General features: G+C 33.1%; 23 protein-coding genes. 11 read left to right on the forward strand and 12 right to left on the reverse strand.

What is annotated here, in order from left to right:
- Positions 1 to 83: 83 nt before the first annotated feature.
- Positions 84 to 1,544: an aminoacyl-histidine dipeptidase gene (locus tag EZM65_RS02660; RefSeq protein WP_136666969.1), complete on the reverse strand. Its 1,461-nt coding sequence runs from the start codon at positions 1,542 to 1,544 to the stop codon at positions 84 to 86.
- Positions 1,545 to 1,639: 95 nt separating this feature from the next.
- Here EZM65_RS02660 and EZM65_RS02665 point away from each other — a divergent pair, with 95 nt between their 5' ends.
- Positions 1,640 to 2,692, forward strand: a complete 1,053-nt coding sequence (locus tag EZM65_RS02665) for a DUF3810 domain-containing protein (RefSeq protein ID WP_136666970.1) — start codon at positions 1,640 to 1,642, stop codon at positions 2,690 to 2,692.
- A 61-nt stretch (positions 2,693 to 2,753) separates the two neighbouring features.
- Here EZM65_RS02665 and EZM65_RS02670 read toward each other — a convergent pair whose 3' ends face one another.
- Positions 2,754 to 3,119: a hypothetical protein gene (locus EZM65_RS02670; protein WP_136666971.1), complete on the reverse strand. Its 366-nt coding sequence runs from the start codon at positions 3,117 to 3,119 to the stop codon at positions 2,754 to 2,756.
- Between the two features lie 222 nt (positions 3,120 to 3,341).
- Positions 3,342 to 4,646: an NAD(P)/FAD-dependent oxidoreductase gene (locus EZM65_RS02675; protein WP_136666972.1), complete on the reverse strand. Its 1,305-nt coding sequence runs from the start codon at positions 4,644 to 4,646 to the stop codon at positions 3,342 to 3,344.
- Positions 4,647 to 4,815: 169 nt separating this feature from the next.
- On the opposite strand from EZM65_RS02675, the gene EZM65_RS02680 reads away from it, so the two are divergent.
- Both EZM65_RS02680 and EZM65_RS02685 read left to right on the forward strand, forming a co-directional pair.
- Positions 4,816 to 5,310, forward strand: a complete 495-nt coding sequence (locus EZM65_RS02680) for an RNA polymerase sigma factor (protein ID WP_136666973.1) — start codon at positions 4,816 to 4,818, stop codon at positions 5,308 to 5,310.
- A 16-nt stretch (positions 5,311 to 5,326) separates the two neighbouring features.
- Positions 5,327 to 5,968, forward strand: coding sequence for a hypothetical protein (locus EZM65_RS02685; protein ID WP_136666974.1), 642 nt, complete (start codon positions 5,327 to 5,329; stop codon positions 5,966 to 5,968).
- Between the two features lie 57 nt (positions 5,969 to 6,025).
- Here EZM65_RS02685 and EZM65_RS02690 read toward each other — a convergent pair whose 3' ends face one another.
- Entirely contained in the window at positions 6,026 to 6,466 is a 441-nt protein-coding gene (locus EZM65_RS02690) for a hypothetical protein (protein ID WP_136666975.1), read from the reverse strand.
- 129 nt (positions 6,467 to 6,595) lie between these two features.
- Here EZM65_RS02690 and EZM65_RS15785 point away from each other — a divergent pair, with 129 nt between their 5' ends.
- Entirely contained in the window at positions 6,596 to 7,375 is a 780-nt protein-coding gene (locus tag EZM65_RS15785; RefSeq protein WP_136666976.1) for a TlpA disulfide reductase family protein, read from the forward strand.
- A gap of 209 nt (positions 7,376 to 7,584) precedes the next feature.
- The gene (locus EZM65_RS02700; protein ID WP_136666977.1) at positions 7,585 to 8,232 is read left to right on the forward strand and encodes an intradiol ring-cleavage dioxygenase; all 648 of its coding nucleotides are present in this window, start codon (positions 7,585 to 7,587) and stop codon (positions 8,230 to 8,232) included.
- A 3-nt stretch (positions 8,233 to 8,235) separates the two neighbouring features.
- On the opposite strand, the gene EZM65_RS02705 is transcribed toward EZM65_RS02700, so the two are convergent.
- Together EZM65_RS02705 and EZM65_RS02710 are read right to left on the reverse strand one after the other, a co-directional pair.
- Positions 8,236 to 8,835, reverse strand: coding sequence for a GNAT family N-acetyltransferase (locus tag EZM65_RS02705; RefSeq protein WP_136666978.1), 600 nt, complete (start codon positions 8,833 to 8,835; stop codon positions 8,236 to 8,238).
- A gap of 7 nt (positions 8,836 to 8,842) precedes the next feature.
- The gene (locus EZM65_RS02710; RefSeq protein ID WP_136666979.1) at positions 8,843 to 9,199 is read right to left on the reverse strand and encodes a hypothetical protein; all 357 of its coding nucleotides are present in this window, start codon (positions 9,197 to 9,199) and stop codon (positions 8,843 to 8,845) included.
- 282 nt (positions 9,200 to 9,481) lie between these two features.
- On the opposite strand from EZM65_RS02710, the gene EZM65_RS02715 reads away from it, so the two are divergent.
- Positions 9,482 to 9,769: a hypothetical protein gene (locus tag EZM65_RS02715; protein ID WP_136666980.1), complete on the forward strand. Its 288-nt coding sequence runs from the start codon at positions 9,482 to 9,484 to the stop codon at positions 9,767 to 9,769.
- A gap of 5 nt (positions 9,770 to 9,774) precedes the next feature.
- On the opposite strand, the gene EZM65_RS02720 is transcribed toward EZM65_RS02715, so the two are convergent.
- The 3 genes from EZM65_RS02720 to EZM65_RS02730 all read right to left on the reverse strand — a co-directional run bounded on the left by EZM65_RS02720 (position 9,775) and on the right by EZM65_RS02730 (position 14,195).
- On the reverse strand, positions 9,775 to 10,953 hold the full coding sequence (locus EZM65_RS02720) for an AIR synthase related protein (RefSeq protein ID WP_136666981.1): 1,179 nt from the start codon (positions 10,951 to 10,953) through the stop codon (positions 9,775 to 9,777).
- Positions 10,954 to 11,057: 104 nt separating this feature from the next.
- A complete protein-coding gene (locus EZM65_RS02725; RefSeq protein WP_136666982.1) occupies positions 11,058 to 11,942 on the reverse strand; it encodes an OmpA family protein in 885 nt (294 codons plus the stop codon).
- Positions 11,943 to 12,005: 63 nt separating this feature from the next.
- Positions 12,006 to 14,195: a glutamine synthetase III gene (locus tag EZM65_RS02730; protein ID WP_136666983.1), complete on the reverse strand. Its 2,190-nt coding sequence runs from the start codon at positions 14,193 to 14,195 to the stop codon at positions 12,006 to 12,008.
- Between the two features lie 187 nt (positions 14,196 to 14,382).
- Between EZM65_RS02730 and EZM65_RS02735 the strand changes: the two genes are divergently transcribed.
- Complete coding sequence (locus EZM65_RS02735) at positions 14,383 to 15,336, forward strand: TerC family protein (RefSeq protein WP_136666984.1); 954 nt, start codon at positions 14,383 to 14,385, stop codon at positions 15,334 to 15,336.
- On the opposite strand, the gene EZM65_RS02740 is transcribed toward EZM65_RS02735, so the two are convergent.
- Positions 15,337 to 16,530 carry a hypothetical protein gene (locus tag EZM65_RS02740; protein ID WP_136666985.1) on the reverse strand — a complete coding sequence of 398 codons (1,194 nt, stop codon included), beginning with the start codon at positions 16,528 to 16,530 and terminating at the stop codon, positions 15,337 to 15,339.
- Positions 16,531 to 16,678: 148 nt separating this feature from the next.
- Entirely contained in the window at positions 16,679 to 17,509 is an 831-nt protein-coding gene (locus tag EZM65_RS02745; RefSeq protein WP_136666986.1) for a universal stress protein, read from the reverse strand.
- Positions 17,510 to 17,658: 149 nt separating this feature from the next.
- Here EZM65_RS02745 and EZM65_RS02750 point away from each other — a divergent pair, with 149 nt between their 5' ends.
- Positions 17,659 to 18,102 carry a hypothetical protein gene (locus tag EZM65_RS02750; RefSeq protein ID WP_136666987.1) on the forward strand — a complete coding sequence of 148 codons (444 nt, stop codon included), beginning with the start codon at positions 17,659 to 17,661 and terminating at the stop codon, positions 18,100 to 18,102.
- Here EZM65_RS02750 and EZM65_RS02755 read toward each other — a convergent pair.
- Positions 18,083 to 18,679, reverse strand: coding sequence for a uracil-DNA glycosylase family protein (locus tag EZM65_RS02755; RefSeq protein WP_136666988.1), 597 nt, complete (start codon positions 18,677 to 18,679; stop codon positions 18,083 to 18,085). The genes EZM65_RS02750 and EZM65_RS02755 overlap by 20 nt on opposite strands.
- Positions 18,680 to 19,079: 400 nt before the next feature.
- Between EZM65_RS02755 and EZM65_RS02760 the strand changes: the two genes are divergently transcribed.
- The 3 genes from EZM65_RS02760 to EZM65_RS02770 all read left to right on the forward strand — a co-directional run bounded on the left by EZM65_RS02760 (position 19,080) and on the right by EZM65_RS02770 (position 22,881).
- Entirely contained in the window at positions 19,080 to 21,371 is a 2,292-nt protein-coding gene (locus EZM65_RS02760; RefSeq protein ID WP_136666989.1) for a Piwi domain-containing protein, read from the forward strand.
- Positions 21,359 to 22,234 carry a hypothetical protein gene (locus EZM65_RS02765; RefSeq protein WP_136666990.1) on the forward strand — a complete coding sequence of 292 codons (876 nt, stop codon included), beginning with the start codon at positions 21,359 to 21,361 and terminating at the stop codon, positions 22,232 to 22,234. Before EZM65_RS02760 ends, EZM65_RS02765 begins: the two co-directional genes overlap by 13 nt.
- Positions 22,235 to 22,485: 251 nt before the next feature.
- Positions 22,486 to 22,881, forward strand: coding sequence for a hypothetical protein (locus EZM65_RS02770; RefSeq protein ID WP_136666991.1), 396 nt, complete (start codon positions 22,486 to 22,488; stop codon positions 22,879 to 22,881).
- Positions 22,882 to 23,009: the final 128 nt, after the last annotated feature.

The raw sequence follows: 23,009 nt of genomic DNA on the forward strand, positions 1-23,009 counted from the left end.
AAATAAAAAAATTACGGTTTTTCCGTAAAAAATCTTAAAATTTAAAATTCAAAAAAGCCTGTTTTTACACAGGCTTCATTTGATTATTTTAATGGAATATTCTGCAAAATTTCCAATACGAATTTCCAATATTTTTGAGCAGATGAAATACTTGCTCTTTCATCAGGACTATGAGCACCTTTGATAGTAGGTCCAAAAGAAATCATATCCATATCAGGATAATTCGTTCCTAAAATACCACATTCCAAACCTGCATGACAAGCTACAACATGAGCTTTAGAGTCATTTTGTTTTTCATAAATAGAAGTCAGAACATCAAGAATAGGAGAATTAACATTAGGCGTCCATCCTGGATAAGAACCTGTAAAATTCACTTCACAGCCAAACAGCTCAAAAGCTGAACGCAATGCATTAGCCAAATCAAATTTTGAGCTTTCTACAGATGAACGGGTTAAATTTTGAATAGAAATCTGTCCTTCTTTAACAATTACTCTCGCAATATTATTAGAAGTTTCCACCAAGTTGTCCATATCCGCACTCATACGGTACACACCATTGTGAGCTGCATAAATGGTACGCAACAAACCTTCCTGAACTCCTAAATCCATAACTTTAGTAGGTAGATCTCCTTTTTCTATTAAAATTTGAAGATTAGGCTCAGTAGTTTTGAATTCGGTTTTAATATCGTTGATTACTTCCTGCATATCAAACACAAAAGCTTCATCATACATTCCTGCGATAATTACTTTTGCCACACTCTCACGAGGAATCGCATTACGCAAACTGCCTCCATTGATTTCAGAAATCTGCAGACCAAAATTTTCAAAACCATCAAACAATAAACGGTTCATAATTTTATTGGCATTTCCTAAACCTTTGTCAATATCCATTCCTGAATGACCTCCCATCAGCCCTTTTATAGTAATAGTATACCCTACTGAACCTTCAGGAGTTTCTTCCTCGTTATATTCTCTTTCAGCAGTTACATCTACACCACCGGCACATCCTATATCAATTTCATCGTCTTCTTCCGTATCTAAGTTTAAAAGAATCTCACCTGAAAGTAATCCTCCTTTTAATCCCATGGCACCCGTCATACCTGTTTCTTCATCAATAGTAAATAAAGCTTCAATAGCAGGATGAGGAATATCTGTACTTTCTAAAACAGCCATGATAGTTGCAACACCAAGTCCGTTATCAGCACCTAAAGTAGTTCCTTTAGCACGAACCCAATCACCATCAACATACATTTCAATACCCTGAGTATCAAAATCAAATACCGTATCGTTGTTTTTTTGGTGTACCATATCCAAATGCGACTGCATTACTATGGTTTTTCTATTTTCCATTCCAGCTGTTGCCGGTTTTTTAATAATTACGTTTCCTACTTCGTCTTTAATAGTTTCCAGACCTAGTTTTTGTCCGAAATCCATCATAAAAGCAATAACACGTTCTTCTTTTTTTGAAGGACGGGGCACCGAATTCAAGTCGGCAAACTTGTTCCAAAGTGCTTTTGGTTCAAGGTTTCTTATTTCCTGGCTCATTGTTGTTAGTATGTTAGTTACAAAGCCTCAAATTTACAAAGTTTAAATTCTTTTTCTAATAATTGGGATTGATTATATTTACCTAAAAAAACGTTTTGAAAAGAAAATACCTTCTTCCACTATTTTTAATCATCCAAATCATCTCCTTACAAGCTTTATTCTATTTTCCGGAATTTGTAGAAAATTATTACAGCAATGGTTTTTACCCGATTCTTGCAAAGCTTTCCCGTACACTATTAGGCTGGATTCCTTTTTCTTTTGGAGACATCGCTTACAGCTTATTAATACTATGGTTTATTTTTTGGTTAATCAAAAACAGGAAAGAAAACTGGAAGATTAAAACATTGGCAATAATCAATGTAGTTTCCATCGCTTATTTTTTATTTCATTTTTTATGGGCATTCAACTATTACCGCCTGCCGTTGTTTTCAAAAATGAACATCAAAACCGAATATACTCAGGAGCAATTGGTTGCCTTTACTCAAAAATTAATTACAAAAACGAACCAAACACATCTCCAGATAACTAAAGATACAGCCTTAAAAGTTGTCTCTAAATATACCTCCGAAGACATCTATAAAATAGCTTCTAAAGGCTATGACGAACTTTCAAAAAAGTACAATTACTTTTCTTACCAACAGCCAAGCATTAAAACATCGTTATTCAGCTATCCGCTTACTTATATGGGTTTTGGCGGTTATTTGAATCCATTTACTAATGAAGCACAGGTAAATAATCTGCCGCCTTCCTATCATTTACCCGCTGTCACCTGTCATGAAATGGCACATCAAATGGGGTTTGCCAGTGAGAGTGAATGCAATTTTATAGGCTTTTTAGCAGCTACACATAACGACGATTTGTTTTTCAAATATGCGGGATACACCTATGCATTGCGTTATTGCTTAGCGAATATAGGGAGCAAAGACGAGAAAAAATTTAAAGAGCTTTTAAAGTCAATTCATCCAGGTATTTTAAAAAATTTCAAAGAAAGTGAGGATTTTTGGATGGCTCACCGCTCATTTATCGACAAGGGTTTTGAAATTTTCTATGATAATTTCCTGAAAATGAACCAACAAAAAGACGGAATGGACAGCTACAGTAAGTTTGTGGATTTGATGGTAAATTATTTTGCAAAAAGAAATCTATAAAAAAACTCCTAAAAGAGACTGTCTTAAAGGAGTAGTTATTTTTGTTCTGATTTGCTTTTTTTTACTTAATTTCTGTAACAATTGCTTTAAAAGGTTTTTTTCCAACATTTGTTGTTCTGTGTGTTACTGCTTCTGACCAACCAACTTGTCCTGCCTTAAACTCTACAACTGTAGGTTCTTTATCTTTCATTTCGACTTTCATTTTTACATCGGTAACTGCATAAACAGAATAATTAGGATGTGAATGCCAATCAGCAACAGCTCCGGGAGCAAAAGTTACCTCAGATACTGTAACTTTATCATTATCAGTTAAAACCTTTTTAGTGACTCCAGGCCAAGGTTCCATTTTTTCTTGTGCATTTGTAAACTGTATTCCAAGTACTGATATGAATACAAATAATAGCACATTTAAAATTGATTTTTTCATTTGTTTAAATTTTTAAATCCTTTGTATTAAACATGATAACTTTCAGAAAACATTCTAAATGAGCAAAAGTTCAAGGAAATTTAAACATAAGATGCAAATCAACACATAACAAATTTACTAAAAAAACAAACGCTAATTATCAATCTCCATTTATATTACAGTATCATTAAACTCTAATAATCAGCAATATATTAAGAAAAACATAATTAATAAGACTTATACTTATATCTCATCCGAAGTAAACGTAATAAAACTTTTCTTTTTGTATGGACGGATAATCAAACGTCCCTCACGGTCAAAACGGATATAATTATAGACCCAGTTCAAGAAAACCACGGCTTTGTTTTTAAATCCGATCAAGGAGAATAAATGCACAAACATCCATACAAACCAGGCAAACACTCCGTTGAAATGATATTTAGGCAAATCCACAACAGCCAGGTTTCTGCCTATCGTAGCCATGGATCCTTTATCTTTATAATCAAAAGGTTTTGCCGGTTGGTTATTGATCAGTTTAATTAAATTTTCTCCCAATAATTCACCTTGCTGTATAGCCGGCTGTGCCATCATAGGATGTCCTTGGGGGAAAGCTTCGCTTTCCATCGAAGCTATATCACCTACAGCGAAGATGTTTTCAAAGCCCTTTACCTGATTGAATTCATTCACCCTGATACGTTCTACACGTTCAACAACCGCCTCAGAAGGCAAACCATGGATAGAAGCGCCTTGTACACCTGCTGTCCAGATAACAGTTGCAGAATCAAGGGATAAATCGGTGTTTGTAGAAATAGTTCTACCGTCGTAATTGGTTACGCGGACATTCTTCCAAATCTTAACTCCCAGACCTTCTAAAAACTTTTCTGACGCAGCAGATGATTTTTCAGTCATGGTGTTTAGTATACGGTCACCACTTTGAATCAAGTGAATCTGCATTTTTTTGATATCCAAATCGGGGTAATCCTTCTGAAAAATTGCCTTTTTCATTTCGGCCAATGCTCCGGCAAGCTCCACTCCTGTAGGCCCTCCGCCAACAAGTACAAAATTCATTAAGGCATTTCTTTCTGCCGGATCTTTAGTTAAAACGGCCTGTTCAAAATTTTCCAGAATCAAACTTCGGATATTCAATGATTGCGGAATGGTTTTCATTGACATTGAGTTACGCTCGATTTCTTTATTACCAAAATAATTGGTTTTTGAACCCGTAGCAATCACCAAATAATCATAATGTAAATCACCTATTTCAGAGAATACCTTTTGATTTTGAACATCAATTTCTTTTACAGATGTCAGCCTGAAATAAAAATCCTTACAACCTTGAATTACTTTCCTTATAGGATAAGCAATGGAACCGGCTTCCAGACCACCAGTAGCAACCTGATATAACAATGGCTGGAAAGTGTGGTAATTGTGTTTGTCTATTAAAACAACCTGAAGGTTTTTATTTTTTAGTTTTTTGGCTAAGGCAATTCCTGCAAAACCACCTCCAATAATAACGACTCTTTTTTTGGAACTTTGAGGGATGTTCATTCTGCTTTTTAGATTGAAAAATTTAAGAATTTAAAGATAATAATATCAAAGGCAATATTCAATTTCAATGACAATAAGTTTCAAGATTTATTTTATTATTGAGATTGAAATTGCTATTGAAATTTCATTTTTTTGTAACAAAATCAACACAATTACTACTAACTCCTATATGAGTACCGAATTAGAGAAGTCGTTTGTTTCACAATTAAAAGAAAACCAGAACATTGTTCACAAGATTTGTCGGCTTTACACTCAAAATGAAGACGAGCATAACGACTTATTTCAGGAGATTACAATCCAGCTTTGGAAAGCGTTTCCAAAGTTCAGAGGAGAAAGCAAATTTTCTACCTGGGCTTACCGTGTAGCTTTAAATACAGCAATTACTTTATACAGAAAGTCGTCGAAATCAGTAAATACAATTGAATTTGAAACCGGTAGGCATTTTGTAATGCAGGATGAGTATAATTATGAAGAAGAGGAACATATCAAACTCTTATATAAAGCGGTACAACAATTAAATGATATTGAAAAAGCTTTGATTTTTTTATATCTGGAAGATAAAGATTACACTGAAATAGCAGAGACGCTGGGTATAACCGAAGTAAATGCACGTGTCAAAATGAATCGTGTCAAAACGAAACTAAAACAAATTATTAATCCATAACGATAACGGAATACAAATGGAAGAATTGGATTTATTGAAAAAAAGTTGGAACAAAACTGAAAATTTCCCAAAAATTTCAGAAGAGAAAATCTATGCTATGCTGCATAAAAACTCATCTTCGGCTGTGAAGTGGATATTTATCATAAGCATAATAGAATTTGCGTTTGGAATATTTGTCAATGTGGGTATGACTTTCACAAAAAGCCATGATTCCACAATTAAATTATTAAAAAGTGCAGGCATTCATACATTTTATCAAATCGGCTCTTCAATTCTTTGGATAGTTGCTTTATATTTTATGTATTTATTCTACAAACACTACAAAGAAATAACTACTACATCGAGTGTCAAAAAACTGATGGAAACCATTATAACGGCAAGAAAAACGGTACGTAATTACATTATATTCAATTTAGCAGCTGGAGCAATTTTCTTGCTTACTGTGTATTCCTTCGTATTAAAAGAGATTCTTAGAAATATTTCGATTGAGCAACACAAAGAGCTTACAACCGGAGTTTATATAGGTGCTTTTGCAGGAGTTATTTTTATTACAGCTGTTATTATAGGTGGATTTTGGTTGGTATACAGACTTATTTATGGATTCTTATTAAGACGTTTGAAAAAGAATTATCACGAATTAGAAAAAATCGATTACTAAAAAAGCGCTACTGATGCAGCGCTTTTTTAGTAATAAGAATCTATCCTTATTTAAAAATTAAGCTTTAAATTTCCAATCGAACTCATCGGCTTTTTCATTGAAAACCGCTCCCAACTCAAATCGGATAACCTGACCGTATTCCACCTGAAAAATCATCCAGTTACTTTCATTAAAGTAATTGTCTACTGAATCAAAAGATTCTACTTCCAAAGGCTTGAAATTTTTAGTTTTCAATAATTCTTCTATTTTATTTATTGGGAGATTGATAATTTTTTGGTCAAACAATCCCAATTCCGGATTAGAAGAAATAATATAACCAAAACGGAACTCTTCATCTTCATAAAATGTCAAGCGCCACTTTTTATCATTGTATAAATAAATGATATTTTGATCTTCATCTTTGAATTGCTTGTCAGGTTTACCATAGATTTTTTCAACATCTTTTTGTTTCATCCCGAAAACTAATTGGTCAATACCAACTTTTGGGTTTATTTTCATTTTATAAAAGTTTTAACATTAAATAAAATTGACCGCATAAGAAAAATCCTATTTTTGACACAAATACAAAAAACAGACTTATAATCTTATACAATAATATCCTTCAAAATTAAAAAGACATCACGAATTATGAAAAAAATTTTATTCTTCCTTTTAATAATTTCTGTTCAATTATTTCAGGCACAAAATAGTGTTAGTAGAAAGCCTGAATTTATAATGGTTGTTAATGACGAAATTGTTTCTAAAGAAAAAGCCAAAGAATATGAAGAAAAAGGACTTGTAGAATCAGTATCAATGGGAGTAACTGACATCGAAAGACAAAGACTATATGAAAAGCTAGGAGATAAAATTGGCGACAAAGAATTTATAGTTGTTATAAAGTTAAGATCGAAAATTGAGGATAGTAAAAAAGAAAATACAACATCAAAAATAGTAGCAAGTGATCACAAAAATGCTACTTCTAAAACTAAATTAAAAACAAACCAAGCTGCACCTGATTTTACGGTTAACATGTTAGATGGAAACAACATAAAGCTTTCTGATTTAAAAGGAAAAGTAGTTCTCTTAAATTTTTGGGCAACATGGTGTGGCCCATGTTTAATGGAACTTCATGAAATACCTTCCAAAATCATTGAGCCTCATAAAAACTCTCCTTTTGTTTTTTTAGCAATTTCTTCTGGAGAAGAAAAAGAAAAAGTAGCCAAAAAAATCAATGCTCTCAAAAATAAAGGGGTGAACTTTGATACTGGAATAGATCCAAGCAAAACTATTTGGGCAAACTATGAAAGCGGTTCGATACCTGCGAATTACCTTATAGATAAAAACGGTGTTATTAGATACATTTCAATAGGAAATAACGAAGAAAGCCTAGATAAACTTAGTGAGGAAATCAAAAAGTTACTTAAATAGTTTATTAAATTCTCCATTAATTATTTAAACGGTTTTCGACTAACTTAATTTTGATTGAAATCTTAATGACAAAAAATAATTGTCTCAGAAGATTTACTGGAATTTTAAGGACATAAAAATCAGAACAAAAAATCTTAACTTTTTTCCTTATAAAAAAGTTAAGATTTTTTGTAAATTCAATACAATTAACTGACTTTTAAACTCTTAAAATGACTGATTATATCAAAAAATATCTTTGCGTGTGTATTTTGATTGTGTCACTATCCTGTCAGCAGACTATTTCAAAAAACGACATAATCCAAACAGCTTCATCAGTAAACCAAAAAGATGATTGCGACAATCCTGATGCCAACATTAATTGTTGTTTTAAAAACATGCCTGAGCGACTCACATCTACTATGGTTATACCAAGTAATGACAGCAATGGTGAAAAAATGGTACTTAACGGCACAATTTATAAAAAAGATAAATCAACTCCTTATCCAAATATCATCCTCTATGCCTATCATACAGACAGTAAAGGAGAATATTCAAAAAAGGGTAATGAAAAAGAGGTCCAAAAATGGCACGGCTCTCATTATGGCTGGTGTAAAACAGATGAAAATGGAAATTACAGAATTGAAACAATTCGGCCGGCATCCTATCCCGGCACAACCAATCCAGCACATATTCATGCTGCAGTAAAAACTCAGGACAAACAAGTTCCTTTTTATATTACCGATTTTGTATTTAAAGACGATCCTCTGCTTACCAAAATACAACCAAATAAGTTTTCATACCAAGGCGGAACCGGTGTAGTTGATGTAAAAAAAGTAAATAATGTTTGGATTGGAAAGTGGGACATTATTTTGAACTGATGATTACAATCTCGCTTTCAAATTGGTTTTAACCTCATTAAACCATTCGTCACGTAAAATGCTCAATATAATACTATCACGCCTTGAACCATCAAGTTTAAGCATATTACTGCGTAAAACACCATCTACTTTACAACCAATACTTTTCATGGCTGCTTTACTGCGTTCATTGTTATTATCTGCACGAAACTCGACACGATCCAAATTCATTTTTTCAAACGCAAATTCAAGTAATAAATATTTACAGTGTTTGTTTAATCCGGTTCCGTGAAACTGTTCTCCGTACCATGTATAACCAATTTGTAATGTTTTATTATTTAACTGAATATCATAAAACCGTGTACTTCCTGCATACTCATTTATTCTTTTATCAAAAACTGCGAAAGCATATTCAATATTTCTTTCACGTTGGTCTAAAGCAATTTGGATATAATTTCTAAAATTAGTTTCCCCGATGGCTGCGATAGAAGAAAATTTCCAAATTTCGGGTTGATTAAGGGAATATGTAAGTAAATCAGGGATATGCGAAGATTGCAAAGGTTCAAGACGAACCATTTCAGTTTCTAAAATATAGTTTTTATTAAAATCGAATTGAAAGTCCATAAAAAAATTATTCTGCCATTTCATCATAGCGTTGCGGCACCTGAGGATCGTACAACGGACATTTGTATTCTTCCATGATCTGACATAGTTTTTCCATATCGCCACCTTTTGTTCCATAACAATTAATTTGCACGCTTTGAGGTGTGGTAATTATATGGAATGCTCCTGCTCCATTGGTATTTTTAAAACTAAACTCGTCAACACGTTCCCATTGCGAGAATACTTTTGCAATACGGTTTAAAATCACCTCGACAGGTAAATCTTCCAACCCTTCAACAGCCTGGTTTTCTATTAAAGCCTCGTAAACTTCCTGATGATTTAAATATACCTCATCAATGTATTTCCAAAAGAATAGTTCGTACATATTTTTTAAAATAATTAATCAAAGATACTGATTCTAAGACTTACAAAAAAATTGATAAATTACTAAAGTAAGGTTAAATATTTTGTAATTTTAGTACCCCATTGAATGTTTTATTTGAGATTATAGTGTTTCATCCTTTAATTCTTGGTATCATGAAAAAAACATTCTCCTTAATAATTGCAGCCTTATTTCTTTCCGCAATGTCCTATGGCCAAACTGCCGGTATCAATTCAGCTGAATTTCATTTAAAACAAAAAAAAAACGAACAATACGGCTGGATGGGTGTTAGTCGGAGTTGGAACTGCTGCACTTGCTGGTGGAATAGCCTTAGATTTCGATAAAAATTTCCATATGTTTGAAGAAAGCACTTCATACGATGCAAGCGGTATTGTCATTGCATGTATTGGCGGTGGTATGGTGATTGCAAGTATCCCTTGCTTTATTAGTGCTCACAAACATAAAAAACTTGCCAAAGCACAAGCTTCAGTCGCTTTAAAAACTATTCAATACCCTAATGGAAATTTTTCTTACAATCACCAGTCTGTTGTGTCAGTTTCAATAAAGTTTTAAAAAAATCAATATTCAAAAACACCAAATTCTGATTGAATAGTAAGCTTTTTAGTTGCCGAAGCTTCTACTCTACCCACAATCTGAGCTTCTACATTGAATGATTTGGAAATTTCAATAATATCCTGTGCAATTGCTGCAGGTACATATACTTCCATACGGTGACCGCAGTTGAAAACCTGATACATCTCTTTCCAATCGGTTTTTGATTGTTCCTGAATTAACTTAAACAAAGGCGGTACCGGGAATAAATTATCTTTAATTACGTGTACATTATCTACAAAATGAAGTACTTTTGTTTGTGCGCCGCCACTGCAATGCACCATTCCGTGAATATCTTTTGGAGTATACTTCTCTAGTATTTTTTTAATGATAGGCGCATACGTTCTTGTTGGTGACAACACTAATTTACCTGCGTCAATTGGAGAACCTTCAACAGTATCAGTCAATTTCACATTTCCAGAATACACCAATTCAAAAGGAACCGATGCGTCATAACTTTCAGGATATTTTGATGCCAATTCGTTAGCAAAAACATCATGGCGGGCAGAAGTTAATCCGTTACTCCCCATTCCTCCGTTATAACCAGTTTCATACGAAGCCTGACCGTAAGAAGCCAAACCAACAATTACATCTCCAGCCTGAATATTGGCATTATCAATTACATCAGCACGCTTCATTCGGGCTGTAACTGTTGAATCGACAATAATCGTACGGACCAAATCACCCACATCAGCAGTTTCACCGCCTGTAGAATTAATTGTCACACCAAATGATTTCAACTCGTTGATTAGTTCTTCTGTACCGTTTATAATTGCAGATATTACTTCTCCCGGAATCAAATTTTTATTTCTTCCGATTGTTGAAGAAAGCACAATATTATCTACAGCTCCCACACACAATAAATCATCAATATTCATGATTAAAGCATCCTGGGCAATACCTTTCCAAACCGACATGTCACCGGTTTCTTTCCAATACATATAAGCCAATGATGATTTTGTTCCCGCACCGTCTGCATGCATGATTAGACAATAATCTTCATCATTGGTTAAATAATCCGGAACAATTTTACAGAAAGCCTTTGGGAATAATCCTTTATCAATGTTTTTGATGGCATTGTGTACATCTTCTTTAGATGCAGAAACACCACGCATAGCGTAACGCTTGGAAGTATCAGAACTCATTTTTGTATTGTGTTGTTGTGGCGCAAAGATAAAAAGAAGTTGTCACTTCGACAAGCTCAGTGTAACAAAGTTAGGCATTAGAACTTATAAGTTTTTTAAATAAGTTAATTAGCCACAATTTCAATTTCCACTCTGCGGTTGGCCGCTCTTTCTTCTTCTGTTTTTTCAGGTAAAGCATGTAAAGGCTGCGTGCTTCCAAAACCTCGATACGACATTCTTGACTTGGGTATACCTTTCATTTCAAGAAATTTATAGATTGCTTTGGCTCTTTGTGTTGATAAATCCTGTCGGTCAGATTTTACACAGCATACATGTCCCTGAATATCTATCTTTAGCAATGGATTTTGCTGCATTACCAAAAGAAGTTCATACAATTTACCCCGGGACTCTTTTGTAATCCCAAAAGTATTCAAAACAAAATTCAGGTTTTCCAGTTTAAGTTTTTCACCTGTTTTGGATTCATTGAGAGTTTTCATAAAAACTACATCAAGCTTGATTTCCGATTCTGAACCATCGGGGTTATTTAAAATTATTGATTCCGGAAATTGAACAGGCTGGCTTTTTTTTACTTCCTTTGGTTTTAAGCCTAATATTTCAGCTTCTTTATGCAAGTCTTTTTCTTTTAAATAGAAAATTATAACCTTTCTATTCTCAGATTTTATTTTTGAATGATTATGCTGTTCTCCAAAACTTATTCTTTTAAAATCCTCCCTTATTTTGACTTTATTCTTAATCAACCCATAAATCGTCTCAACACGCTTTTTTGCCAGAGTATCATTGTATTGATTACCTCCGTCCTCATCGGTATAACCATTCATGGAAAGGATTTTACTGCTTTTGTTTTCCTCAATCCACTTTTGAAATTCTGCCGCCTGTTGTCCTGTCAATAAATGCTTGTCACTTTGAAAATAAACAGAATATTGTTCCTGAGAATAACTTTTTACCCCCAGAAAAACAAATAGTACACTAATTGCAAAAAACCGATTCATAGGACTAAGGTAAATAAAAAAACCGCATCAAGTTGATACGGTTTTAAAGTTATTTCAAAAACATTATTTCGTAAATAATAGTTCTCTGTATTTAGTTAATGTCCACATTTCATCATCCACTAATAATTCCAACTTATCAGAATGTTCACGAATTACATCAAAATACGGTTTTACTTTATCACAGTAAGCTTCTGCCATTTTTTCTGAAGAATCAAGATTGTTTGCTTTTTTACGCTCTTCAATCATTTCGTCAACATTACGGTTAATGCCTTCGATATGTTCAGAAATCTCTTTAATTAATCCAATTTGCTCTTTGGCAATTTTTTCAAAATCTTTACCAAAGATTTCTTTCAGACCTTTAACGTTTTCAATCAATACATTTTGGTAACGGATAGCCGTTGGAATTACGTGGTTACGTGCTATATCACCTAAAACACGTCCTTCAATCTGGATTTTCTTAGTATACTCTTCCAATTCGATTTCGTAACGGGCTTCCACTTCAACATGATTCATTACACCCATTTCTTCAAACAATTCGATTGCTTTTTTAGAAACTTTGGCTTTTAATGCTTCAGGAGTAGTTTTATGATTGCTTAATCCGCGTTTTTCAGCTTCTTTTTCCCAAGCCTCGCTATATCCGTCGCCTTCGAATAAAATATTTTTAGTCTGTTTGATGTATTCTCTTAATACATTGAAGATAGCTTCGTCTTTCTTTAATCCTTTTCCATCCACTAAAGCATCAACTTCATTTTTAAACTCTTTTAACTGCTTAGCCACAATTGTGTTTAAAGTAGCCATAGAAGTTGCACAGTTTGCCGATGAACCCACTGCACGGAACTCAAATTTATTTCCTGTAAAGGCGAATGGTGAAGTTCTGTTTCTATCTGTATTATCCAAGAAAACATCCGGTAATTTACCAACAACGTTTAATTTTAAATCGGTTTTTTCTTCTGGTGATAATTTCCCTTGTGTTACACCTTCCAATTCCTCCAATACTTTTGTCAATTGCTGCCCAATGAACACTGAAATAATAGCTGGTGGCGCCTCATTAGCTCCTAAACGGTGGTCGTTACTTGCCGATGCAATTGAAGCTCTCATTAATTCCTCATAATCATGTACCGCTTTGATAGTATTGATGAAGAAAGTCAGGAACTGCAAGTTGCTCATAGGCGTTTTACTTGGAGACAATAAATTCACTCCTGTATCTGTTGCCAATGACCAGTTGTTGTGTTTACCCGAACCATTTACCCCTTTGAACGGTTTTTCATGGAATAATACTTTAAAATCATGACGTTCAGCCACTTTCTGCATCACATCCATTAATAAAGAGTTATGGTCAACCGCTAAGTTAGTCTCTTCAAAAATCGGAGCCAACTCAAACTGGTTAGGCGCTACCTCATTATGACGAGTTTTAACTGGAATACCCAACAACATACATTCGTTTTCCAAATCACGCATATAGTTTAAAACACGTGTAGGAATCGAACCAAAATAGTGATCTTCCAACTGCTGTCCTTTTGCAGAAGTATGCCCTAACAATGTTCTTCCAGTTGCTAAGATATCCGGTCTTGAAGCCGCTAAAGCTGAATCAACCAAGAAATATTCCTGCTCCCAACCTAAAGTTGGTGTAACCTTCTTTACATTTTTATCAAAATATTTAGCTACATCAGTCGCAGCAGTATCGATAGCCTGTAATGCTCTTAATAAAGGTGTTTTATTATCTAAAGCTTCCCCTGTATACGAAATAAATACAGTAGGAATACATAAAGTAGTACCGTAAATAAATGCCGGTGAAGTTGGATCCCAAGCAGTATAACCACGGGCTTCGAATGTATTTCTGATTCCTCCGTTAGGGAAAGATGACGCATCCGGTTCTTGCTGCACCAATTGACTACCTCCAAATTTTTCAACCGGATCACTACCATCAAATGAAGTTTCAAAGAAAGCATCATGTTTTTCAGCAGTCGTTCCTGTTAAAGGCTGAAACCAGTGTGTATAGTGTGTTACACCTTTTGACAATGCCCATTCTTTCATTCCCATTGCAATATAATCCGCAATTTTACGATCAATTTTGATTCCGTTCTGGATTGCATTCTGTACTGCTTTGTATGCTTCAGAAGTCAGGAACTGACGCATAGCTTTGTCGTTAAATACATTTGAACCAAAAATTGCCGATTTTTTGTCTAATTCCTCCACAAAAACAGTTGGTCTGCTAGTTGCTTTTTGCAAGGACTGAAAGCGAAATGTTGCCATAAAATGATTTTTAGAAGTTTATACCCTATAAATTTTGGTCAAAAATAATAAATTTTACAACACAAACCATACAGACCCCTATTTTTTTACAGGTTTATTTTGTTTTTTGCAATTTTAAAAGTAACACCCCCTATTTTTCTCCCTATTCAATTAAAAAAATTATATTTGTTATACAAATATTATCATTATGCTTGTCTGGATTATTTTCTTAGTTGCTATTTTTATCTTTTTAGCATTGGATTTAGGCGTTTTCAATAAAAACCCACATGTAATTTCCACAAAAGAAGCCAGTATGTGGACAGGAATCTGGGTAACTCTATCCTTTGCTTTTTCCGGAGTTGTCTTTTGGCTCTATCAAAACAATTATGTTGCCAATCCAGATCAGCTAAAACCCATAGGAGCATCATTAAAGTTCCTATCCGGCTATCTTATCGAATTGTCACTGAGTATTGATAATATATTTGTTATTGCAATTATTTTCTCCTCATTTAATATTCCACAAAAATTCCAGCACAGAGTGTTATTCTGGGGGATTTTAGGAGCTATTGTATTCAGAGGACTGATGATTTTCTTTGGTGTGATGGTCATCAATAAATTTAGCTGGACTACCTATTTATTTGGTGCCTTTTTGATTTTTACAGCAATTAAAATGCTTCTCACCAATGATGAGGAGGAATTCAATCCAAGGGAATCCTTTGTTTATAAAACTATTGGAAAATTATTTCCAATTACCGAAGAAATTAAAAGTCAAAACTTTTTTCTCATTATCAACAGAAAAAGATACGCCACACCCTTATTTGTAGCCTTAATGGTAATTGAAGTGATGGATGTTGTGTTTGCAATTGATAGTGTACCGGCAATTTTAGCTATTACATCAGATCCTTTTTTAGTGTTCAGCTCTAATATTTTTGCTATTTTAGGATTACGCTCCATGTATTTTTTCCTTGCCAATATGCTTGAAAAATTCCAATACCTGGAATACAGTTTAATTGCAATCCTTACGTTTGTAGGTATAAAAATGCTGCTGACACACCATTACAAATTTCCGGAATGGGTATCATTAGGCTTCATTGCAGTAGCTTTGATAGTTGGTATTTTAATCTCATTGAGAACAAAAACCGAAGAAGATTTAGAGGAGTAATTAATCCTTTAAAATTTTTAACAAAGACCTACAAAAATCATATTTCTGTTGCTGTCCGTTATTTTTAAAATCCTGAGCAGCAACAGAAATCATAACTTCCAGTGCCGAACTGATTCTATTTGTCATTTGCAGAATCTGAATATCCTGATTTATTTTATTTTCTTTTTCATTTAGTTCTTTGTTCAAATTAATCCAAAACTTTAAATCATTTTTTACTTTTAGATTATTCAAATCCTGATAAAATTTAATTTCACATTCTTTAATAAGATTTTCTTCAAAAATTTCAACTTCATTCATTACTTTCTTCATTTTAGAAAAATCTTTGCTTTTTTTAATTTCATTAATTTTCTCTGTGAAATCATCTTTAGAATTTATACTGCCGAACTCAGCATCCAATCTTTCGTATTCATGCAAAGCCAGCAATAAATTATTTTCTTCAAAAAATGCATCGGCTATAATTTTATTTTTTTGATAAATCCTGTTTACTATTTCATTATTCTTTTCTGTAAACCCTTTTTTCTGAAACTCAATTTCCAACCAATCAAACGCTCTGAGAATTTCACTCTCATCCGGCCAAACGTGACCTTTATCAGAAATAAAAATTTGATTTTTAATACGTTTCTTATCCAGCCAATTTACATTCTTTATCATTTCCTGATAATTCATATCATTCTTTCCTATTAACCCAACATATAAAAAATCATTAATTTGAGGAACAAAAATATCCAGAAGCTGAAAAGAAGCTCCGCATGCAACTACTCCGTTAAAAATACCTGTATTGAGAGCTAAATTCCCAGCCAATCTTGCTCCTCCTGAAAAACCGGCAACAACAAGCCTCTTTTTATCTATATTGTATTTTTTAAAAACAAAATCAAAAAGCCTGAAAGCTATTTCATTGTTCAAATTCAAGGGTCCGTTTTTTGAATTATTGGAACAAACCAATAAAAAATTATAGTTCTCCGCAGCAGATACAAACGGCATTATCCCATCAACACCATTTCCTCCTGGATCAAAAATAAAAACAACTCCTACAGACTTGGATTGAGTGTATTTTTTCGGAAAATAAACCATAAAAGATTCATCTTTAGTCCCTTCAACTTGAACTGAATCAACTAATCCTATATTTGCAGCAGCTTCACTCTTTTGAGCGAGAATGACTTGATAAAAGAATAAAAAAACGATTAAAATTTTCATCCGGTAAAAAATTACCTAAAAATAGACATATCCAATTTTTTTAATCAATAAAAAAACACAAAAAGCAGGATAAAGTATACATACTACAACTCCATACCCTAAAATGCTTTTTATTTTTTAAGAAAACAGTCAAATTAAATGATTTACTTTATTCATGAAACACCAGCACCGGTATATCCACTTTATGAGAGACCTTTTGTGTAAATCGCCGTGTAAACAGATCGACAAAAAAGTTACGCTTGTAAGTTACCATTCCTAATATATCAATTTCATGATGCACAATAAAGTAATCAATTGCCTCAAAAACATCATTTGAAGGATATACTATAAACTCCACATGATTAGATTTGAATTCATTCTGCCAGGCCTCAATCACGCCTTTATCGACATCACTTTCATCAGTTTGAACATACAAACATTTTACTTTTGCTTTAATTTTTTGAGCAAAACCAATTGTATTTCTGAGTGATTCTTTGTCTTTTTCCCTGAAACGGGTTGTAAATCCTACAGTATTTAATTCGGTATCCTCAAAACCTTCCGGAATTATTAAAGTCGGTACTTTTACAGACTGGATAACGGAATCTGTATTGCTTCCGAAAATTTTTGAAAACCAATCATCACCTCCTGTAGTACCTATCACCACAAAATCAGCATTTTCCTCCTCCACACATTCATTAATAGACGATACCAATTCACCCATAGTAAGCTTATGGAATAATTCCACATGCTCCAGATTTCGCTCCTGAGCCAGATTTCTCAACTTCTCATTGTTTATCTTAAAATGCTCAAATTCACTCAATTCCAAAGTATCATAAAGAGCATTCACATTTAAATTTGCAGCCTGACCGTCGATTACCGGCAAATTATAGGTATGAAACAATATAACACGGGCGTTATTCTTTTGGGCAAGCTGTAAAGCAAAAAGTGCTGCATTATTAGCAACTTCAGAAAAATCAGTTGGTACAAGTATTGTTTTCATAATAGATGTATTTGTATTTAAACACTCTAAGTTACTTCAAAACATTTAGAAATCCTATGACATTTATCACCATAACCACTTAAAAATCAATTTAAAAGCCCATAAAATACAAAAATACACTAACTTTAATACAGTAAAATTCAATTACTATGAACAAGTCAGTTATTTTAGAAAATATCATAAAACACCAAACCCAATTATTGAAAACACTGGAAGAATCGGTTGCTCTTTACAAAACAACCTCTGATATTGACGAGGAAAACACGATTGATCCTGAGGATTTATCGCATCAGGGAGAAGCCAAAGAAATGCAGTTACACCTGGAGGAAAGAATTAAAACAGAAAAAACAACTATTCAGGAACTGGAAAAATTCAAAAACAGTATTCAGGAAAACATTCAGGAAGGAGCATTAATCGAAACCGGCACAGCGTTCATCTATCTGGGCGCCGCACTAAACCCTTTTGAATACGAAGCAAAAGAAGTTTACTGCATTTCCAGTGATTCCCCTCTCGCAAAATCACTTTTTCACAAGAAAACAGGTGATAATTTTAAAATAGGCGACACAAATCACACTATACTAAATATTTCCTGAACTGTTCAACTAACTGCGGTACCTGAACAGCACTTGCCGAGGAAGTGGAATTTAAAATCACACATTCAATTTTTCTGGCATCAATAAAAACAGAGAACGAATTATTGGCCTTAATTCTAAAACCTGAAGGAAATTCAGATTTTATTTTTTCAGCTTCAAGATATCTTAAAAAAGAATGGGCAGCACTATTTTTTGCCGAAAACCCCAGCAACAGAATCCTTTCCATCTCAGTGTGATTTTGAACAATGGAAACAATATCCTGATACGTCACAATTTCGATATTGTTATCCAGCGAACTGTTATTCTTTCTGACGATTTGTAAAGCCACATCATGAATACCCACAGACAGCTTTCGCATAATGGCTTTCCGTTCTTCGATTACTTTTTCAGTATCTGAAAAATCAGCCTGCAGCGCTATCCCTGAAATTTGAGACATCACTTTCCAAAATCTATTTTGTTTGTTGGGATAGTAAAACGGAAAAGCGTGCTTACTCTGGTGTGGTGGAAAGCTACCCAAAATCAAAGTTTTCATTGGAGAGAAATCGTAAAACCAATTGGGGTGGGTTTCTAATGCCATTTATTTTATAAAACTTAATCCTGTAAATGTAACGAAACTATTTTTCGTTGCACACTATTACTAATTTGTGATATTTTTTTTGTGATAAATAAAATTATCACAAATTTTTTATCACAGCGTTGTGATAATTATTTTCATTGTAGAAAAAAATATCACAGTTGTTTACTAGAAGCCAGCACAAGAGTACAATACCTTTATTTTAACAATCATTTTCGTTATATTTGGAAGAAGCAATACAAAATACGAAGTACGTATTTTTAAATTGCTTCAATAATAACAATAAATACGACTGAATAGGTTCTGCTATTTATGAGTTGGTGGCAGCCGTAATGCGAGAGTACTCCGATTAAAAAAATGATAAAATTGAGCAAAGTAAATGCAAAATATAATATAAAAAGGTATGCAGTTAAACTATTTCCCAATAAATATTGAATTTGAAAAATTTCAAATTTTTACTGAAGCATACAGCGAAGAACGCCTTGCTGAATTAAGAAATCTACATAATGCAACTCATTCTTTTTTTAGAAGTGGTGATACCATTTTTATTTCAAATAAAGATGCTGACGGGAATCTTACAATAGGAAAAATTGAGGAGCAAAGTACCTATGGAAATGCAAATATCACGGCTTCGTTAATCAAACATTTGTTTTTTCGCACATTTAAAGACCGTTTCCCTAATCACACCCCCGTTGATTTTTATCCTTTCCGTTTTTTCTCTGGTCAGCAAAAAGATGATATTATTTACGATGCTTTGCCAGACAAATTAAAAAATCGTATTGCCTATAAAAAGCTAATTGAACTTCAATTACGACTAACCGAAATAAACGGCAAAAAACAATTCGGATTTTTAATAAACATAAGACGCAATTGGATTTTTGATAAAACGTGTGCCGAATTACACGCAGAAAATTATAACTTAATTGGTGTTGAAGTATTATATGCAGAAACCTTGCCAGGACTTAATAATATACTTGCACCCAACGAAGAATTTGTTGGCGAGATAAAAGATATTGTTAACACTAAAGCCAAAGTAAGCACCAACGAAGGCGAAAAAGAATATGAGTTAAACGAATTGTTTATTCGCAAAACAAAATTCAACATTGGAAATTATCTAACCTTTGCCTCTTCGCAACAAAAAAGCGATGAAGTACTTAGAATTATTGAAAGTAAGCGAGAAGATATTTACAATCCTAAAAAACTTTACAATGAAATTTCAAACACAGCAAAAGCATTGTTTACTGATAAAGGTGAACCAATTTTGTTTCAAAACAAAGACGGTTTTTGTTTTACTGTAAACGCAACAGCATTAACCGTTACTAATAGCATAGAATTAAGAACACCAACTTTTATATTTGACCCTGCTGCTACTAAAACAATTAATACTTATCCTGACAATGGTTTGAATAATTTTGGGCCTTATGACAGTAGCATTTTTGATATTAAGTCACCCAACGTACTTTGCATCTGCAATAAATCAATAAGAGGAAATTTTACTCAATTTCTTTCTAATTTGAAAGATGGTTTACCACAGTCAAAATATTTTCAAAAGGGATTGCAGAAAAAATACGATTTACACAACGTTACGTTTGATGTAAAAGAAATTCAAACGAATGCATTATACGATTACCTTAACGTAATTCGTGAATATGACGACAACAAACCACATTTAGCGATTATCGAGATTCCCGAAAGTTTCAAATTACAGAGCGACCAAATCAATCCATATTATCAAATAAAAGCAAAACTTCTGTCGCTTGAAATCCCAGTTCAGTTTGTCACCACACGAATTGTATATAATCACAGTGAATACATTCTAAATTCTATTGCATTGCAGATTTATGCCAAATTAGGCGGTACGCCTTGGGTGTTGCCAACACAACGTTCAGTTGATAGAGAATTGGTAATTGGTATTGGACATAGTTGGCTTAGAAAAAATCAATACGCAGGTTCAGAAAGTAATCGTGTTGTTGGAATTACGACTTTTCTTTCAAGTGATGGACAATATTTGCTTGGCGATAAAGTAAAAGATGTCGCATTTGAAAATTATTTTGAGGAACTTTTAAAAAGCCTTAAAGATTCTATTCAACGCCTTTCTTCGGAACAAGGTTGGAGTGATGGCGACACGGTGCGTTTGATTTTTCATATTTTCAAACCCATCAAAAATGTAGAGTTTGATGTAATCAGCCAGTTGATTAAAGATATTGCTCTATACAAAATCAAGTTTGCGTTTGTTACTATCGGCAATATTCACCCTACAATGTTATTTGACATAAACCAAAAAGGTATTGCTTCTTATGGAAATAATATACCAAAAGGCGAGTACATTCCCAACAGAGCAAGCAATGTTTTTCTTGATTCAGAAACCTGTATTGTACAAATGTTAGGTGCTAACGAATTAAAAACATCAAAACACGGAATGAGCAAACCTATTCAAATAAAAATTCGTACACCGCAAGGAAACTACAACAACAGTGAGTTGAACGATATGTTGTTTTATGATTTAAGCTACATTACACAGCAAATTTTTTCATTTACTTATTTATCGTGGCGTAGTTTCTTACCAGCAGAAGAACCCGCAACAATGAAATATTCAAACCTCATTTCAAAATTGCTTGGCAAAATGCGAAACGTACAAGGTTGGGACGCAGATAAATTAAATTATGGTTTAAAACGGAAAAAATGGTTTCTATAGAAAATAGAATTTCATACTCAGAAAGAGTCAACGAAAGCCCGAAAATAAAGGTATTTCATCATTTTATATTGGGTAAAGAAGTCAGTTCTTTCTCTAATAGCGTTAGTCATTTAGACGAGCAATTTTTTAAAATTATTTTTTCAATCCAAACAAATAATAAAACTGCGTTTGAAGAAATTTACACTACAAAGAGTAAGAGCAATCCGAGTAAAGATTCGCCAGCTCCTTTTGTAAATGATGATTATTTAATTTTCTGTTTGATTGTCGCAATAACCAAATTCAGCATTGATAAAACTTGGATAAGAAACATTATTTCTATCAGAAATAGAAATCCTACAACCATTACGTTTGAAAATATCTTAAACGAGAACTATTCAAGCACCAGTAATCAAAGTGAAGTTGTTTTAATGTTTTTGCATTTCTGTAAACAAACATTAATAAATAACACGTTACTAAATTTAGCATATAAAAGCATTATAGAAAATACCGCTTTGTTTGAAAGTAGAAACGATTTTCAAATTTTGTGTGCATTTAGAGCTTATGATTTAGTCATTGAACAAAAAGAAGCTAGTGAAGGAAACGAAATTACATCACTAAAAAGCTTCAATCAAAAATTTAAAGCACGTATTAAGGTTTTGTCTTGGGTTTTACAGGCAGGAATGTTTTTTGGATTGATTTACGGTTTGTTTAAACTTCCTATTTATTCCCCAGAAACAATTACATTTATTGATAAATACAATTTTGTTTTTTCGATTCTCGGTATTTTAGGACTTACATTCATTGGGAATCAAATTCCTTTTTTCAAAAACAAATCGAAAGAATTATTAATGAGATTATTTGGTTATCCAAAAGGACTTTTGTAAACGAAAAATAAAAAACAAAGCCACTTCGCAAAGTCACCTGACTTTAGTAATGATAATAATAAATTATACTATGGCCTTTTCTACTAAAAAAACAGAATATCTTTATATTGAACAAACTATTTTGCTTTTGGCTACTCAAAATCAGGAGACTTTGAGTAGCTGATTAAAAATTGCAGTAGTTTCTAAGTATTCATATATCATATCTTTTATTGAAAACAACCAATCTATCATTAAAATTTAAACATCTGTTTATGCATGAACCTTATGAAAAAAGACTTAATCACAAAGCAGATTTCAGAGTAAAATATAAATTCAGAAATCCAGAAGAAGGTGAAAGAAAAACAGGTGAACCTTATCAAGGAATTCGTTGTGATTTTTCATTCATTGATGAATCTGAAAATAAAATGTATATGATATGGCCAGAATTTGAAGATGAAGAAGGAAATGTTATATTACAAAATAATATGCCTGTGCCAAACTCAGGAACGGCAAGAATGTGGATTATAAACAATCAAATGAGACCCTATCATTATGAAAAAATTAAAGTTGGCGTGAAAGGAAATTTCAGAGAAGGCCCTATGTTTTCAGCAGATTGTGAAATTATTGAAGTTTTAGACTTAAAGAGTAACCCAACAAAGAATAGATAATAAAAGCAGTACAATTTAAGAGAATAAAAAATGCCCCAAATGGAGCATTTTTATGTAAATTATTTTTTCAAAGACACTTCGACTCCGCTCAGTGTAAGCGATTCACACGAAATCTTTTAAAAGATTTC

This window comes from Flavobacterium sp. H122 (genome assembly GCF_004959765.1).
GTDB lineage: Bacteria > Bacteroidota > Bacteroidia > Flavobacteriales > Flavobacteriaceae > Flavobacterium.